Annotated in this window: 11 protein-coding genes; 5 read left to right on the top strand and 6 right to left on the bottom strand. The window is 60.9% G+C overall.

Annotation, left to right across the window (positions count from 1 at the left end; all coding sequences use genetic code 11):
- Window positions 1–52 precede the first annotated feature (52 nt).
- The 3 genes from dapA to dapD are packed head-to-tail and all read left to right on the top strand — an operon-like array spanning window position 53 to window position 3,854.
- A complete protein-coding gene (dapA, locus tag FGQ67_RS10240; RefSeq protein WP_138339792.1) occupies window positions 53–2,362 on the top strand; it encodes a 4-hydroxy-tetrahydrodipicolinate synthase in 2,310 nt (769 codons plus the stop codon).
- Complete coding sequence (dapB, locus tag FGQ67_RS02215; protein WP_171025143.1) at window positions 2,355–3,095, top strand: 4-hydroxy-tetrahydrodipicolinate reductase; 741 nt, start codon at window positions 2,355–2,357, stop codon at window positions 3,093–3,095. Before dapA ends, dapB begins: the two co-directional genes overlap by 8 nt.
- 39 nt (window positions 3,096–3,134) lie before the next feature.
- The gene (gene dapD / locus FGQ67_RS02220) at window positions 3,135–3,854 is read left to right on the top strand and encodes a 2,3,4,5-tetrahydropyridine-2,6-dicarboxylate N-acetyltransferase (RefSeq protein ID WP_138339793.1); all 720 of its coding nucleotides are present in this window, start codon (window positions 3,135–3,137) and stop codon (window positions 3,852–3,854) included.
- A gap of 142 nt (window positions 3,855–3,996) precedes the next feature.
- Here the strand turns inward: dapD and FGQ67_RS02225 are convergent, their stop codons facing one another.
- The 5 genes from FGQ67_RS02225 to FGQ67_RS02245 form a co-directional block, all read right to left on the bottom strand.
- Window positions 3,997–5,001, bottom strand: coding sequence for a nucleoid-associated protein (locus FGQ67_RS02225; RefSeq protein WP_022094136.1), 1,005 nt, complete (start codon window positions 4,999–5,001; stop codon window positions 3,997–3,999).
- 111 nt (window positions 5,002–5,112) lie between these two features.
- Window positions 5,113–6,273: an Mbeg1-like protein gene (locus FGQ67_RS02230; RefSeq protein WP_138339794.1), complete on the bottom strand. Its 1,161-nt coding sequence runs from the start codon at window positions 6,271–6,273 to the stop codon at window positions 5,113–5,115.
- Between the two features lie 127 nt (window positions 6,274–6,400).
- Window positions 6,401–7,351, bottom strand: a complete 951-nt coding sequence (locus FGQ67_RS02235) for an L-lactate dehydrogenase (RefSeq protein ID WP_022094138.1) — start codon at window positions 7,349–7,351, stop codon at window positions 6,401–6,403.
- 201 nt (window positions 7,352–7,552) lie between these two features.
- A complete protein-coding gene (locus FGQ67_RS02240) occupies window positions 7,553–8,716 on the bottom strand; it encodes a pyridoxal phosphate-dependent aminotransferase (protein ID WP_138339795.1) in 1,164 nt (387 codons plus the stop codon).
- A gap of 118 nt (window positions 8,717–8,834) precedes the next feature.
- A complete protein-coding gene (locus FGQ67_RS02245) occupies window positions 8,835–10,814 on the bottom strand; it encodes an NAD(+) synthase (RefSeq protein ID WP_249934360.1) in 1,980 nt (659 codons plus the stop codon).
- A gap of 203 nt (window positions 10,815–11,017) precedes the next feature.
- On the opposite strand from FGQ67_RS02245, the gene FGQ67_RS02250 reads away from it, so the two are divergent.
- The gene (locus FGQ67_RS02250; RefSeq protein ID WP_138339797.1) at window positions 11,018–11,971 is read left to right on the top strand and encodes a hypothetical protein; all 954 of its coding nucleotides are present in this window, start codon (window positions 11,018–11,020) and stop codon (window positions 11,969–11,971) included.
- Window positions 11,972–12,109: 138 nt separating this feature from the next.
- Window positions 12,110–13,411: a hypothetical protein gene (locus tag FGQ67_RS10325; RefSeq protein WP_138339798.1), complete on the top strand. Its 1,302-nt coding sequence runs from the start codon at window positions 12,110–12,112 to the stop codon at window positions 13,409–13,411.
- 214 nt (window positions 13,412–13,625) lie between these two features.
- On the opposite strand, the gene ettA is transcribed toward FGQ67_RS10325, so the two are convergent.
- The gene (ettA, locus tag FGQ67_RS02260) at window positions 13,626–15,305 is read right to left on the bottom strand and encodes an energy-dependent translational throttle protein EttA (RefSeq protein ID WP_055251458.1); all 1,680 of its coding nucleotides are present in this window, start codon (window positions 15,303–15,305) and stop codon (window positions 13,626–13,628) included.
- Window positions 15,306–15,467 lie beyond the last annotated feature (162 nt).

Here is a 15,467-nt window from a genome sequence, read left to right on the forward strand (position 1 = left end):
ATGCGGATTCGATGCGCAGATGGCGCCGTCTGGATAGCGAGGTTTACGGGACATGGCATTGACCCCCAACGAGGCATATGCGGCCAAGCAGCCGTTTGTGGACAAGGAGACACTCGAGCATATCGTCGAGCAGTTCCCCACGCCGTTTCATCTATACGACGAGGCAGGCATCCGCCGCAACATGCAAGAAGTGCGCGGCGCCTTCGCATGGAACCCGGGCTTTAAGGAATACTTTGCCGTCAAGGCCAATCCCAACCCGGCGCTCATCTCCATTCTCAACGAATACGGCTGCGGCTGCGATTGCTCGAGCTATACCGAGCTTATGATCGCCCGCTCACTGGGTATCACGGGACACGACATCATGTTCTCGTCCAACGACACGCCGGCTGCCGACTTTGAGCTCGCCGACAAGCTGGGTGCCATCGTCAACTTTGACGACATCAGCCACATCGAGTTCTTTGAGCGCGTTGCGGGGCCCATCCCCAAGACGGTCAGCTGCCGCTTTAATCCAGGCGGTCTGTTCCAGCTCTCCAACGGCATCATGGACAACCCGGGCGACTCCAAATATGGCATGACCACCGAGCAGCTCTTTGAGGCCTTCCGCATGCTCAAGGCCAAGGGCGCCGAGAATTATGGCATCCATGCCTTCCTTGCCAGTAACACCGTCACTAACGACTACTATCCCAAGCTCGCACGCATCCTCTTTAAACTTGCCGTGCGCCTGGAGCGCGAGACCGGCGCACATGTCGCCTTTATCAATCTGTCCGGCGGTGTGGGTATCCCCTACCTGCCCGAGCAGCAGGCTAACGACATTCACGCCATCGGTGAGGGCGTACACGCAGCCTACGACGAGATTCTGGTCCCCGCCGGCATGGGCGATGTGGCGATCTGCACCGAGATGGGTCGCTTTATGATGGGCCCCTACGGATGCCTGGTCACCAAGGCCATCCACGAGAAGCAGATCTACAAGGACTATATCGGCGTGGACGCCAGTGCCGTCGATCTGATTCGTCCTGCCATGTATGGCGCTTACCACCACATTACGGTGATGGGCCAGCTGGGTGGCGACGACAAGACCACAGCGCCCGTCACGGACACCTACGACATCACGGGCAATCTGTGCGAGAACAACGACAAGTTCGCCATCGATCGCGAGCTGCCGCATATCGACATGGGCGACCTGCTTGTGATCCACGATACCGGCGCGCATGGCTACTCCATGGGCTACAACTACAATGGACGCCTGCGCTCCGCCGAGGTCCTGTTGCGCCCCGATGGCTCGGCCGACCTCATCCGCCGCGCCGAGCGCCCGGGCGATTACTTTGCCACGCTCGACGTGCTGCCGAGCGGCCGAGAGCTGCTGGCCAAGTCGCGCGCCGAAAGTGCCCGCCGTCGCGCCCAAGACGAGCGCCTGGCAGTCGCCGCCCAATGGAACAAACGCATCCAGATCGCGGACGCGAAGGAGAAGAACATGGACATCCGCAATCTCGAGGGCTCAATCGTCGCCCTCGTCACGCCGTTTAAAAAGGATGGCAGTGTCGACTTTGACGCACTCGAGCGCCTTATCGATTTCCACCTGCAAAACGGCACCGACGCCATCCTCACCCTGGGCACCACCGGCGAGAGCGCCACGATGACCGACGACGAGGACAACTCCGTCGTCGCCGCCGTGGTCAAGCATGTTGCAGGACGCGTCCCCGTCATTGCCGGCTCGGGCTCCAACTCCACGCAGACCATGCTCACCAAGTCGCTTACTTACCAGGGCTTGGGAGCCGACGGCCTGCTGCTCATTACCCCCTACTACAACAAGTCCAACGAAGAGGGTATCTATCAGCACTTTAAGACCGTCGCCGATGCCGTGGACATCCCCTGCATCCTGTACAACATCCCCGGCCGCTGCGGCTGCGGTATCAGCGAGCGCAACGTAGAGCGCCTGGCCGCGCACCCCAACATCATGGGTATTAAGGAGGCCTCGGGCAACGTCGCCTACGCGGCCAAGATCGCCCACCTGCTGTCAGACGACTTCCGCATGTACTCGGGCGAGGACGCGCTTACCGTGCCGCTCATGAGCCTGGGCGCCTCGGGCACCATCAGCGTGTGGGCAGACGTGCAGCCGCAGCTCGTGCATGACATGTGCCGCGCCTATTTGGACGGTGACGTGGCGCGTGCCCGCGATATCCAAATTGCCGGCCAGCCGCTCATCAATGCCCTCTTTAGTGAGGTCAGCCCCATCCCCGTCAAAGAGGCGCTCGCCCAGATGGGTATGATCGAGGCAAACTACCGCATGCCGCTGTGCCCCATGGCAGACGACACGCGCTCTGCACTTACCGATGCTCTGAAGGGGGCTGGTCTGCTTGATTAAGACCGTCATTATGGGAACGGGCCGCATGGGCTCGCTCATCCGCACCACCGCCGAGGGCGTTGTCGACGCCGCCGGTCAACCCGTTTTTGATATCGTGGCCCAGATTGGCTTCGATTTGAGCAAGCTCGAGAACGCACCGGCTGCCGATGTGATTATCGACTTCTCGAACGTCGTGACCTTCGATGCCGTCGTCGCCTATGTCGAGCGCACGGGCGCGGCGTTGGTCTCGGGCACCACAGGCTACACCCCCGAGCAGATGGACCGTCTGCGTGAGCTGAGCCAGAACACCCGCGTTATGCACTCGGGCAATTACTCCATCGGCATCGCAGCCCTGCGTCATCTAGTGGCCCAGGCCACGCGCGAGTTGCCCGGCTTTGACTGCGAAATCGTCGAGACGCACCATAACCAAAAGGTCGATGCCCCCAGCGGCACTGCCAAGTTGTTGCTCGATGCCGTCGTCGAAGCCGAGCCCGAGGCAGGCTACCACCCCGTCTATGGCCGCGAGGGCATGTGCGGAGCGCGCGACCCCAAGGAAATCGGCATGCACTCGCTGCGCGGTGGCACTGTCGCCGGCGTGCACGAAGTGAGATTCTTTGGCCAGGACGAGGAAGTCACGCTCACGCATCGCGCCACGAGCCGTCAGATCTTCGTCAACGGCGCCCTGGCAGCCGCGCAGAAGCTCGTCGCCCGCGAACCCGGCTTCTACACCTTCGACCAGGTCATGTTTGCCTAACCAGGTATCAACCGAATCCACCCAAAGGAGAGACAGCAAATGAGCAATGCAGCCGAGATGGATGCCCAGGAGATTATCAACTACATCGCCACCGCGCCCAAAAAGACACCTGTCAAGCTATACGTGCGCGAGAAGCCCGGCATGAAGGTTGCCTGGGGCAATGCACACGTCTACGGCGGTCGTCGTGGCAAGACCGTCTTTGGTGACTGGGATGAGCTCAAGGCAATCCTCGGCGCCAACGCCGACTCCATCGACTACTACGACGTCGAGAACGACTGCCGCAACTCCGCCGTGCCCATGCTCGACCTCAAGGGCATCAACGCCCGCATCGAGCCGGGCGCGATCATCCGTGACCGCGTCGAGATCGGCGATCGCGCCGTCATCATGATGGGTGCCATCATCAACATCGGCTCCGTCATTGGCGAAGGCTCCATGATCGACATGGGCGCCGTGCTGGGCGGCCGCGCCACCGTGGGTAAGAACTGCCACATCGGCGCTGGCACCGTGCTGGCAGGCGTCGTGGAGCCCGCCAGCGCCACGCCCGTCATCATCGAGGACGATGTCATGATCGGCGCCAATGCTGTGGTCCTGGAGGGCGTGCACGTGGGCAAGGGTGCTGTCGTTGCCGCCGGCGCCGTGTGCGTCGAGGACGTCCCCGCCGGCGCCGTCGTGGCCGGTGTCCCCGCCCGCGTCATCAAGATGCGCGACGAGAAGACCGACAGCAAGACCGGTCTGGAAGAGGGCTTACGTCAACTTTAATAGTTACGCGGTTTTGACAAACCGCGTTTTCGCTGACGTATGCTCAACCTGCGGCGCAATGTCAGCAACCAAGCCGAAAACAAAAAAGACCGAAGTCCCGAAGGGCTTCGGCCTTTGTTTTTCTGCAACGTCCAAGCGCAGCTTATCGATTCTCAATACTTCCGATGTTCTTGAGCTCGATAGAGATGAGGCCGTTGGGCTCATTGACGAACTCAATGTACTCGGAATTCGAACCCATCTCTGCCGGGAAGCTGATCTCGATACCCGTGTCGGTACGAATCTTGTGATTGCGCACCGCCGCGCGTTCGACCTGCTTGCGCTCCACGGGCACACGCTCAGGCACCTTCTCCTCGGTCAGTGCCGCGCGCACGCTCTCCTTGATGACCGGTTCGTCCTCAAAGACCTCGTCGACGATATCCCAAGGCGGCAGCTCCTCGTCATCCTCGACCTTCTCGGCAACAGCAGCCTTAACCTTGGCGAGCGCTACGGCCGTATTGGCACCGTGCTCCTCGGCGACTTCCTCGACCACACGCGTCACGGTGTCGATGACCTCCTTGCCCGATACGCCCGTGTCGCACTGCAGCAGGCCATCGGGGATAAGCATACGGTCCTCGCCGGCGATCTTGCGTTTCTTGTCCACATAGCCGATCTCCATGGTGCTTGCACGCACGATTGCATAGCTCGGCACCTTTTGCGAAGGGTTCGGCAGAATGGCATAGTGGCGCGCGATGTCGTTACGCACCTCGCCCTCTTCGCGACCCACCTCGTGCATGAATGCCTGCTTGGAGCCCAGCAGCATCACGGCAAACCAGCGGGCATCCTCATCGTCGTCAAAGTCCGCCACAAGCACGTCGGTGGACTCGGCTTTCTCAGCCTTAGTGAGTTCGGAAGAGATAAACTCCGCAATCTGCTGCGACAGGTCCACGAACTCGCGCTCGCCAAAGAAATAGCCCTTGAGCTCGCCGCCAAACGCAGAGTTCTCGGCAAACGTGGCGCGTTTATTGTCGGCCGAGGTACGTGCGCGGCGCAGATGCGTGGTCACGAAGTTGCGCACGGTACGGCTCTCGATATCGAGCTCGCGTTGGCTCATGACGTTGACGGCAGAGTCAAAGTCCAGGATATGCAGAATCGCGTGATTGATTTTCATATACGGCATTCCGTTCTAGATTGATTTCGGCACGAATCAGTATAGCGGTCGAGCCCGCCCCAGGCGCATCGAAGATTGGCGCATCGGGGACAGGTTGCTTTGTATCAATGGCTAGCGCAGGAGCTCGGACTGCCAAGCCTCGAGCTGTTCTGCCAAACTCTTGCCGGCAGCGGGCACGTCGATCTGGGGTCGTTTGGGCAACAGTGCGCATTTAAGGATTGCCACGATGGTCTGCGAGACAAAGCGTCGTGTATCCTTGTCAAAGCCTTGCGCAGCCTGGAGCATCACGGGCAGGCTCTCGCGCAGATTCCCAGCGATATCCGCAAACCGCTCAGCACCCGTAGCCTCAAACACGGAGAACAACGCATCTACAAAACGCTCGCGTTCGCTAGGCGACACTGCAAGCAGCATCTCGCGAATGGAACCATCAACGTATCGAGCACCGGCGGACAGGCGCTCACAGTACACGAAGTCGTGACCATCAACCACCCAGCTAAAGGGATTGTGCTGCAGCAGGCTGAACTCGGTGCTCTCAACGATGGCATAGTCCTCCTGTGTCTCGAGCATCATGCCAAAGATCGACGATCGAGGTAGCGTCTTGTCGATTCGACCGGAAAGATCGGCAAAGGCGTTGCCGTTCAGAAACTCCTCGACGAAGCCCGGACCATCATGGGAATACGCCCGTTCGATTCGCTCACGGGCGACATCGGAGCACATCGCCGCACCGTACACCGCAAGGTTTCCGCCCTTGGAATGACCTCCGCACAAAAGCGGCCCGTCAATCGCATCCGCCGCCTCGTCCACATAACGCGCCGCGGATTCCTGGGCCGGCACAGGACACCGGAACGCCATGTTAAAATCCTCTTTCCAGCCCACAATCGTGCTGTCGGTCCCCCGGAAGGAAAGATAGCTAAACCCCGCCGGAAACCGGAACGCCATGGCTGCAAACTGCTCCGTCGCCACCACATCGCTCACGGCACGATAGCCGCAAACGTGCACGCCGCGGTATCTGGGATTTGCTGCCACGGCCTCCAACAAGGCCCTGCTCCCCTCTGGATCCCACAAGTCGTCAATCATGTCCCGATAGCACTCGGCACGCAGCAGCTCGCGTACGTCTAGGCCCTGCCAGTTCGTCAGCTCCGCCATATCACCCGGCAAACGCAAATAGGACAACCACGCAAAGACCAGGCTGTCCACCGCGCAGAACGGCCGCTCCTCAAACGGATCAAACGCCGTCTGAGCATAGGTCAAAAAATTAGGCGAATCCGACATGGCCCTCCCATCAACTATGGTGCATTGGGATGGTGCATTGGGGTCAGGTTACTTTGCACCAAAAAGGCGCCCGGACCGTGTGGGCCCGGACGCCTTCATTGTAGCTTTTCGCTCTAGCGAGCTTGATTTAGCAGGAGAAATCGACGCTGTCGATGATGTCCTTGAGGGCCTTGGCGGAGACGGTGAGCTCATGCTGCTCGTCGTCGTTCAGCGGCACGGGGACGCGGCAGACAACGCCGTCGCGGCCAACGACGGTCGGCATGGAGATGGCAAGATCGGACAGGCCATACTCGCCCACCATGAGCGAAGAGACGGGCAGAACGGTCTGCTCATCGCGCATGACGGCGGTGCAGATGCGCTTGACGGCCATGGCGACGCCATAGTAGGTGGCGTGCTTCTTCTCGATGATGGTGTAGGCGGAGTTCTTGACGTCCTCGGCGATGCGCTTCTCGGCAGCCTCATGCTCCAAGTGGCCGTGAAGCTCACAGAAAGTGTTCAGCGGAACGCCGGCAACCTGAGCGCTGGACCAAGCGACAAACTCGGAGTCGCCGTGCTCGCCCATGACATAGGCCTGGACATCGCGCGGGTCAACCTCGACGTGGGCACCAAGCATCTGCTGCAGGCGGCCGGTGTCGAGCACGGTACCGGAACCGATGACGTGGCCCTCGGGCAGGCCGGACATCTTGATGGCGGCGTAGGTCAGAACATCGACCGGGTTGGAGACGATTAACAGAATGCCGTCGAAGCCGGACTTCTTAATCTCGGGAATAATGGACTTGAAGATGCTGACGTTCTTGTTGACCAGGTCCAGGCGGGTCTCACCGGGCTTCTGGGCAGCGCCAGCAGTGACGACGATCATGGCGGCGTCGGCGACATCGGAATAATCGCCGGCGTAGATCTTCATCGGCTCGGCAAACGTCATGCCGTGCGCGATATCCAGGGCCTCACCCTCGGCACGGTTCTTGTCCACGTCGATGAGGACCATCTCGGAGAACAGACCACTCTGCATCAGTGCGAACGCCGAAGACGAACCGACGAAACCGCAGCCGACAATAGCGACCTTCTTCTCGTTAACCATTAGAAACTCCCATCTCTCTCCACAAACAAGCCGCCCGGGAACGACCCGAGCGGCTTGCCGTAATCCCAATACATCCAATCGGGACTTTGATTATGCCCCTATTCGCAGCCAAAAATCGACCGTTTACCGAAATTGTTTGCAGTATTCGTAAAATAACTGCACGAAATCGATTTCGAGCTATTGACGAGTCGAAATAACTTTCTAATACAGGCCCGCCTCGCGAATGGCCTCGACAGCCAAAGCGATCTGATCGGGCGGCAGGACCAGCGCCATGCGCACGTGTCCCTCGCCCGAAGGACCAAAGCTCGCGCCCGGCGTCACCACAACGCCGGCCTTCTCCATGAGCTCCTCGCAAAACGCCATGGAATCGGTGCGACCACCGGGAAGCTTGGCCCACACAAACATAGAGCCATGTGCGTTGGGACGCTCCCAGCCCAGGCCCTCAAGACCGTCGCACAGGGCATCGCGGCGCTCCTGGTACTTCAGACGCTGCGCCTCGACCTCATCGCGCGGGCCATTAAGGCACGCGATGGCGGCCTTCTGGATCGGGAAGAACATACCAAAGTCGATCTGGCTGCGCAGCTTGGCAAAGGCAGAGACCACGTCCTCGCGGCCGACCAAAAAGCCGATACGCGCACCGGTGACGTTAAACGACTTGGAGAGCGAGAAGAACTCAACGCCCACCTCGAGCGCGCCGGGATACTGCAAGAAGCTGCCGCCCGGCTCGCCGTCGAACACGATGTCGGAGTATGCGTTGTCATGGACGATGAGCAGGTCGTGCTCGCGGGCGAAAGCGATGATCTCCTCGTAGACCTCGGGCGTGCCCACCGAGCCGACCGGGTTCGCGGGCAGCGACACGATCATATACTTGGCACGATCGGCCACCTCGGGATCGATACCCGCCACATAGGGCAGGTAATTGTGCTCGGCAACCAGCGGATAGTATTCGAGCTTGGCATCGGCGATCTTGGCACCCGCCTCAAAGACCGGGTAGCACGGATCGGGAACCAGAATGGTGTCGCCCGGATCGAGCAGGGCCAGGCCCAAATGACCCACGCCCTCCTGCGTGCCGTTGCACGACTGCACCATGGACGGCGTAATGCCCGAAACGCCAAAGCGGCGCTCATAGTAATCGCACACGGCCTGCTTGAGTTCGGGCAGGTCGCGCAGGGCATACTTCCACATCTCGGGATCTTGAGCTGCCTGCGTGAGCGCCTCGACCACGTGGTTGTACGGCTTAAAGTCGGGCGTGCCCACGCTCATGTTATAAATGGTCTTGCCCTGGGCCTTCAGCGCGAGCAGTTTGTTGTTGAGCGAGGCGAAAACCTCCGCGCCAAAGCGGTCGAGACGCTGCGATGCCTGCATGGTGCCACCTTTCGATATAAAAAACGCGGCGCTCCGACAAGAGCGCCGCGCGATACGGGCCATCAGATTGCAAAAGTGTAACGCTTGCAACCCCCGTATTGGTTCAATTTAGCCAACCTTAGTCAATTGCATTGAGCGCGTCGATCTGTGCGAGCCACAGACGTGAGCTGGCGTCACTCGGCAGACGCCAATCGCCACGCGGGCTGAGCGTCACCGAGCCCACCTTGGGGCCATCGGGCAGGCAGCTGCGCTTAAACTGCTGGGCAAAGAAGCGACGGTAGAACGTACGCAACCACGTGTGGACGGTCTTGGCGTCGTAGACACCCTCGAAACTCTTGAGCGCCATGCGGTAGATCTTGCCCGGCTCAAAGCCAAAACGCAGCAGGTAGTAGAGGAAGTAGTCGTGCAACTCGTACGGGCCCACCAAATCCTCGGTCTTCTGCGCAATCTCGCCGTCGCCCGTGGGCGGCAGAAGCTCGGGGGACACCGGCGTATCGAGGATATCGAGCAAAACCTCGGCAATACGCCCGCCAAAGACATCAGCCGCATAACGCACCAGATGGCGCACAAGCGTCTTGGGCACGCTCGCGTTGACGGCGTACATGCTCATGTGGTCGCCGTTATAGGTAGCCCAGCCGAGCGCCAGCTCACTGAGGTCGCCCGTGCCGATGACAAAGCCGCCGGCTTGGTTGGCCAAATCCATGAGAATCTGCGTGCGCTCGCGCGCCTGGCTGTTCTCGTAGGTCACGTCCTGCACGGTCGGATCATGCTCGATATCCTTAAAGTGCTGCTCCACGGCAGCATGGATTGAGACCTCGCGGAAACTCACACCCAAGTCACGAGCGAGCGACTCGGCATTCGACTTGGTGCGGTGCGTCGTGCCAAAGCCGGGCATGGAGACCGCCGTGATACCCGTACGCGGCAGCCCCAGCGCATCGAAGGCACGCACGGTCACAAGCAGTGCCAGCGTGGAGTCCAAGCCGCCCGAAAGGCCGATGACGGCCGCCTTGGTGCCCGTATGGGCAAGGCGGGTCTTGAGGCCGGCGGTCTGCAGGTCGAGGATCGTCTCGCAGCGCTCGGCCAAGTCGCCGTGGTCGGCCGGCACAAAGGGCGCGCGCGGGAAAACGCGGTCGATATCGCAGGCATCGCGCAGGACAGGTTCTTCGGCCAGTACGCCCTCAAACGAAAACTCAACGGTCGTGGCCTCCGGCGCATCGTCGGTGCGCGCCCACGTCGTCGAGCGACGGCGCTCGGCAACCAGGCGGTCAAGGTCAACGTCGGCGATGGCCATATCGCAGGTAAGCAGTTTGGTCGCGGCGAGCTTGGAGCCGTTTTCGTAGACGAGGTTCTCGCCCGCAAAGACCATGTCGGTCGTGGACTCGCCCTCGCTCGCGTCCGCGTAGGCATAGGCGCAGTACAGGCGCGCGCTCTGGTTGGAAATGAGGCTGCGGCGGTAATCCGCCTTACCGATAATCTCGTCCGAAGCCGACGGATTGAGGATCACCGTCGCACCGGCAAGCGCCATCTCGGTCGAAGGGGGCGCTGGCACCCACAGGTCCTCGCAGACCTCAACGCCCAGCACCATATCCTCGGCATCTTCATCACAGCAGCGGTAGACAAGCCCCGAACCCAGCGGAACCGGACCCTGACCGGCAAACTCGACCCACACAGGATCTGCGGGCGCCGGAGCAAACCAGCGGCACTCGTAGAACTCGCCATAGTTGGGCAGATACTTCTTGGCCGTGAGGCCCAAAAGCTCGCCCGCGCAGCACACGGCGGCGCAGTTGTAGATATTCTCGGCAACTGCAACGGGAAGACCGATGGTAAAGACAATCGGCAGCTCACGAGTCTCGTCGAGGATATGCACCAGAGCAGCCTCGCAGGCATGCAGCAGCGTGCGATTATGGAACAGGTCGGCCGCGGTATAGCCGCACAAGTTAAGCTCGGGCAGCACCAGCGCGCGAACGCCGCGCTCGGCAGCCTCGCGAACAGCCGCCAGCGCAACCTCGGCATTGCCCTCGACATCGGCCACGCGAATCCGTGGCGACGCCGCCGCCACACGCAAAAAGCCATCAGACTGAGAAAGGTGAAGATTCATAAGAATGCTCCCGTGCGTAGACGCCATTCACAACAATTAGCAAGCCCTATTGTAGTTCAACCGCCGGGTGTAACCGCATCCCACCAACTTGGTGAGCTATTGATGAGTTGATGATATCTGTTAAATGTCACGTACGATTCACATCTGGTGGGTACCCTGATGGCTGCATGAAACGAAGCAGATTTACACCGGGAGGACCCCGTATGACAACCAAGTACACCGACGCGCCGCGCACGCGCGTCATGACACCGGCATCGCTCAACAACGGCGTTCACGAAAACCATTCCATCGGACAGACCATGGCCATCGCGCCCAAAAAGGGCCTGTTCGATGACATTTCCATTCCTCAGATCATTGCCGGCGCCGCAGCCGCCGCCACGAGCGTCGCGCTTGCCTCCAAGATCGGTATCGCCGGATCGGTGATCGGCGCCGCCGTGAGCTCGGTCATCACCGTTGTGTCCTCGCAGGTCTACCGCCACTTTATCTCTGCCAGCGCCAAAGCCCTCAAAGGTACGCACGCCGACGTCGACTACCCCGCCGGCGCCTATGAGCCCGTTGAGCTTAATGCCGAGGAGCACCTGGGTGGCGCCGCGACTACGCAGGAGATGCGCCAGGTTGCTGGGCGCGCGACCACGGCGCGCGTTGCCCCCAACAGCTTGCGTGCCAAGGCGGCGGCAGAGCGCAGCCAGACGCAAAAGAAGGTAATCATCTTCTCGATCGCCATCGCCATCGTCGCGGTCATCGCCTGTACCGGCGCCATCCTTATAACCACCGCCGGTGAGGGTCTGGGCGAGCGCCCCGAGCCAATCCTTTCGTCGCGCACGACCGAGAGCGATGTAAATGGCGACACCCAGTCGCAAGATCAGCAGGCACAGGCGGACGGCACGCAAGACAGTTCTACCTCTACCGATTCGTCCTCGAACACCCAAAACCAATCGCAGGGCACCGATTCCTCTACGGCCAACAGTGGCACGCCGTCCGGCACGACCGACTCAAGCCAAACGACTGACGGTTCACAGCCGAACACGGGAGGCCAGACGAGCGACACCACGTCGGGAACGGGCTCAGCAGACAGTAGCAACACCAACAGCCCGAGCGGAACCGCTTCCGGCACGGCATCTGACAACTCGAGCCAAGGCACGGCATCAGGCAACTAAGCACGTTTGCCTCTCATAGATAACCGACCTGTATAACGGGCGCGAACCGGCAACGGTCGCGCCCGTTTGCCTTGGACGCCGAGGTGGCACGCCCCGTGCGATGGTAAGATGCTTTGGTGTGTAAAGAGGAGATTTGCCATGAGCAAGACAATAGTTACGCCCACGCTTTCGCTGGGCAACCACATCTATCTATATCGCCTGCTGCGCGACGCGATTGGGTGTGGCAAGCAAACGTTTATGACGCAGGTCGAGGAGGCACTCGCCGCCGGCGACATGACCGCTTACGACCTAGGCTTTGAGTCCACGCGTGAGCTGCTCGAGGAGCTCGACGACTGCATTAAGCTGACCGTCTTTAAGGGCGGTCGCCTGTATGCCACCGTCATCGCCAACGATGCCTGGGATGCCGCCCTTGCCAAGGGCGATGACAAGCCCAAGGCAGTCAAGGGCGCTAAGCAGTCCTACAAAAAGAAGAAACGCGGTGAGAAGGACCTCAAGGCCGTGCGCCCCAAGCACGTTAAGCGTCCCGAGCCAGAAGCCATGGTTGAAGCCGCGCCGGAACCCGAGCCCGAGACAGAGATCGAAGTCGCTATTGAGGTAACAGCAGGAACCGAAATCGCCGCCACGACCGATTCCGAAGTCATATCCGAGCAGGACGCCACTGCGGAGCTCAACGAGGCTCCCAAGTCGACAACCGAAGAAGCTGCTGACCAACCCGAGACGTCTGCGTTCCAAAACAGCGATGTCTTTGGCAACGAGGCCGAGGACGACCAGTCCGACGAGCCCGCCGATCAAGGCGTTACCGAGTCGGCGCCGGAGCCCGAGACGCCGCAGCCCGCCATCTCGCTCACGGTCGTCTATGACCCCGAGAACGCCAACGCCGGCATCACCACCATGGCTTCCACGCCGGTCGAGACAAAGCCGAGCATCGAGAACGAGAACGCAACGCAGGTTGAGATTGAAACTGCAGCTGCAGACGCGCCCGTCACCGTGAAGCCCGCAGATTCCACAATCAAGCCGGAAGCGACGCCGGAGCCCGCACCCGTCATCGAATCCGTGCCCACCTCTGCTTGCGACCAAATTCCCGCACCGGCACCGGCTCCGGCACCCGCAGCGGCCCCAACCCCCGCACCTGCAGCGCCCGCCATCCCCGAGGACTTCCCCGTCGATTTCGCAACCGAGGTCTTCTGCCCCGGCCCGCTTCTGCACCAGTTGTCGACCTATCTCCCCTACGGCGCCGATACCCTCGGCATCGTCGGCGAGTACTACTGGATCGCCCGCGAGCGCGGTACCATCGAGGCCGCGCGAAACCGCGCAGACTTCCCCCTGCGCTACACGCAGGCCGGCGAGCGCCGCGAGGTTACCGTGCGCATCCGCCGCAACACCACCGGTGGCCTCGGATCCACCTGGGCCATCGATAAAGTCGAAGAACCCGAGCAGTAACGACAAACGGCTCAAATCCAAATCAGGATTTGAGCCGTTTTTATTTGTTGATGTTGCGTAACCAACAGCGAGCGGGCCGCAAGTGCCCCAGGTTGCCGTGAAAGAGGAGCGACGCGTACTTCGGTACGCGAGCGACGGCCTGAACGGCAAGATGGGGTGCTTGCGACCCGCGCAGCGTCGAGCAGTTACGCGGTTTGGAAAACCGCGTAACGATCTAGTCGCGCGTCAGCTTGCGGTGAATACGATGCGGCTGGGCTGCATCCTCGCCCAGGCGCTCGATGCGGTTGGCCTGATAGGCCTCGAAGTTGCCCTCGAACCAATACCAGTTGCCCGGGTTCTCATCGGTGCCCTCCCACGCCAGAATGTGCGTGGCGACACGGTCCAGGAACATACGGTCGTGGCTAATGACCACCGAGCAGCCCGGGAACTCGAGCAGCGCCGCTTCGAGCGAGGACAGCGTCTCGACGTCGAGGTCGTTCGTGGGCTCGTCAAGGAGCAGCAGGTTGCCGCCCTGCTTGAGCGTGAGCGCCAGGTTCAGACGGTTGCGCTCGCCACCGGAGAGCACGCCAGCGCGCTTCTGCTGGTCCTGGCCCTTAAAGCCAAAGCTCGCCACGTACGCGCGGCTGGGGACCTCGGTCTCGCCCACCATCATGTGGTCCAGGCCATCCGAGACGACCTCCCACAGGTTCTTGTCGGGGTCGATGCCAGAACGGTTCTGGTCGACGTAGGAGATCTTGACGGTCTCGCCCACCTCGAGCTCGCCCGAAGTCAGCGGCTCCAGGCCCACGATGGTCTTGAAGAGCGTAGTCTTGCCCACACCGTTGGGGCCGATGACGCCCACGATGCCGTTACGCGGCAGGGTGAAAGAAAGGTCGTCGATGAGCACACGGCCATCGAACTCCTTGTGCAGGTGATGGGCCTCGAGAACCTTGTTGCCCAGACGCGGGCCCACAGGGATGCGGATGTCGGTCCAGTCGAGCTTCTGGCTTGCGCGGGCCTCGGCCTCCATCTCCTCGTAGCGAGCCAGACGAGCCTTGTTCTTGGCCTGGCGAGCCTTGGGCGAGCTGCGTACCCACTCGAGCTCGGCCTCCATGCGCTTGGCGAGCTTGGCGTCGCGGTTGCCCTGCGCCTCGATACGGGCGGCCTTGGTCTCCAGATACGTGGAGTAGTTGCCCTTGTAGGGATAAAGGTGACCGCGGTCGACCTCGCAGATCCACTCGGCGACGTTATCCAGGAAGTAGCGATCGTGTGTGACGGCAAGCACCGCGCCCTGGTAGTTGTGCAGGAAGTGCTCGAGCCACAGGATCGACTCGGCATCCAGGTGGTTCGTGGGCTCGTCGAGCAGCAGCAGGTCGGGAGCCTCGAGCAGCAGCTTGCACAGGGCCACGCGGCGGCGCTCGCCGCCGGAAAGCACGTTGACTGGCATGTCGGAATCGGGCAGCTGCAGTGCGTCCATGGCCTGGCCGAGCTTGGAATCGATATCCCAGCCGTCGGCGGCGTCGATCTCGTCCTGAAGCTTGCCCATCTCGGCCATGAGGGCGTCCATGTCGCAATCCGGGTCGCACATCTCCTCGCCGATCTTATTGAAGCGATCGACCTTGGCGATCATATCGCCAAACGCCATGCGCACGTTCTCGATGACGGTCTTGTCGTCGTCGAGCGGCGGCTCCTGCTGCAGGATGCCCACAGTGTAGCCGGGGGTGAGCCTGGCATCGCCGTTGGAGACCTCCTCGATGCCGGCCATGATCTTGAGCAGGGTCGACTTGCCCATACCGTTGGGGCCCACGACGCCGATCTTGGCACCGGGGTAGAAGCTCAGGGTCACGTCGTCAAGGATCACCTTGTCGCCATGGGCTTTACGAGCCTGATACATCTGGTAGATAAACTCTGCCATTTGCCTGTTTTATCCTTTCTACCTGCTGTTTCCCTATTCTTGTTTCGCTTTAGTGGAAACGAAATGAGAAAACCAGCTCTGAAACTTAACGAAAAAGGGGCATGGTTGCCCACACCCCCTAATACTACCTGGGAAAAGTCCCCCTTAACACACTATGAACTG

Source organism: Collinsella aerofaciens (genome assembly GCF_005845035.1).
GTDB classification, from domain to species: Bacteria; Actinomycetota; Coriobacteriia; order Coriobacteriales; family Coriobacteriaceae; genus Collinsella; species Collinsella aerofaciens_I.

Coding starts and splice junctions, on each gene's coding strand:
- FGQ67_RS02225 (WP_022094136.1), bottom strand. CDS start 5,001: ATGAAAATCAATCACGCGATTCTGCATATCCTGGACTTTGACTCTGCC.
- FGQ67_RS02250 (WP_138339797.1), top strand. CDS start 11,018: ATGACAACCAAGTACACCGACGCGCCGCGCACGCGCGTCATGACACCG.
- FGQ67_RS02230 (WP_138339794.1), bottom strand. CDS start 6,273: ATGTCGGATTCGCCTAATTTTTTGACCTATGCTCAGACGGCGTTTGAT.
- FGQ67_RS02245 (WP_249934360.1), bottom strand. CDS start 10,814: ATGAATCTTCACCTTTCTCAGTCTGATGGCTTTTTGCGTGTGGCGGCG.
- dapA (WP_138339792.1), top strand. CDS start 53: ATGGCATTGACCCCCAACGAGGCATATGCGGCCAAGCAGCCGTTTGTG.
- FGQ67_RS02235 (WP_022094138.1), bottom strand. CDS start 7,351: ATGGTTAACGAGAAGAAGGTCGCTATTGTCGGCTGCGGTTTCGTCGGT.
- FGQ67_RS10325 (WP_138339798.1), top strand. CDS start 12,110: ATGAGCAAGACAATAGTTACGCCCACGCTTTCGCTGGGCAACCACATC.
- dapD (WP_138339793.1), top strand. CDS start 3,135: ATGAGCAATGCAGCCGAGATGGATGCCCAGGAGATTATCAACTACATC.
- FGQ67_RS02240 (WP_138339795.1), bottom strand. CDS start 8,716: ATGCAGGCATCGCAGCGTCTCGACCGCTTTGGCGCGGAGGTTTTCGCC.
- ettA (WP_055251458.1), bottom strand. CDS start 15,305: ATGGCAGAGTTTATCTACCAGATGTATCAGGCTCGTAAAGCCCATGGC.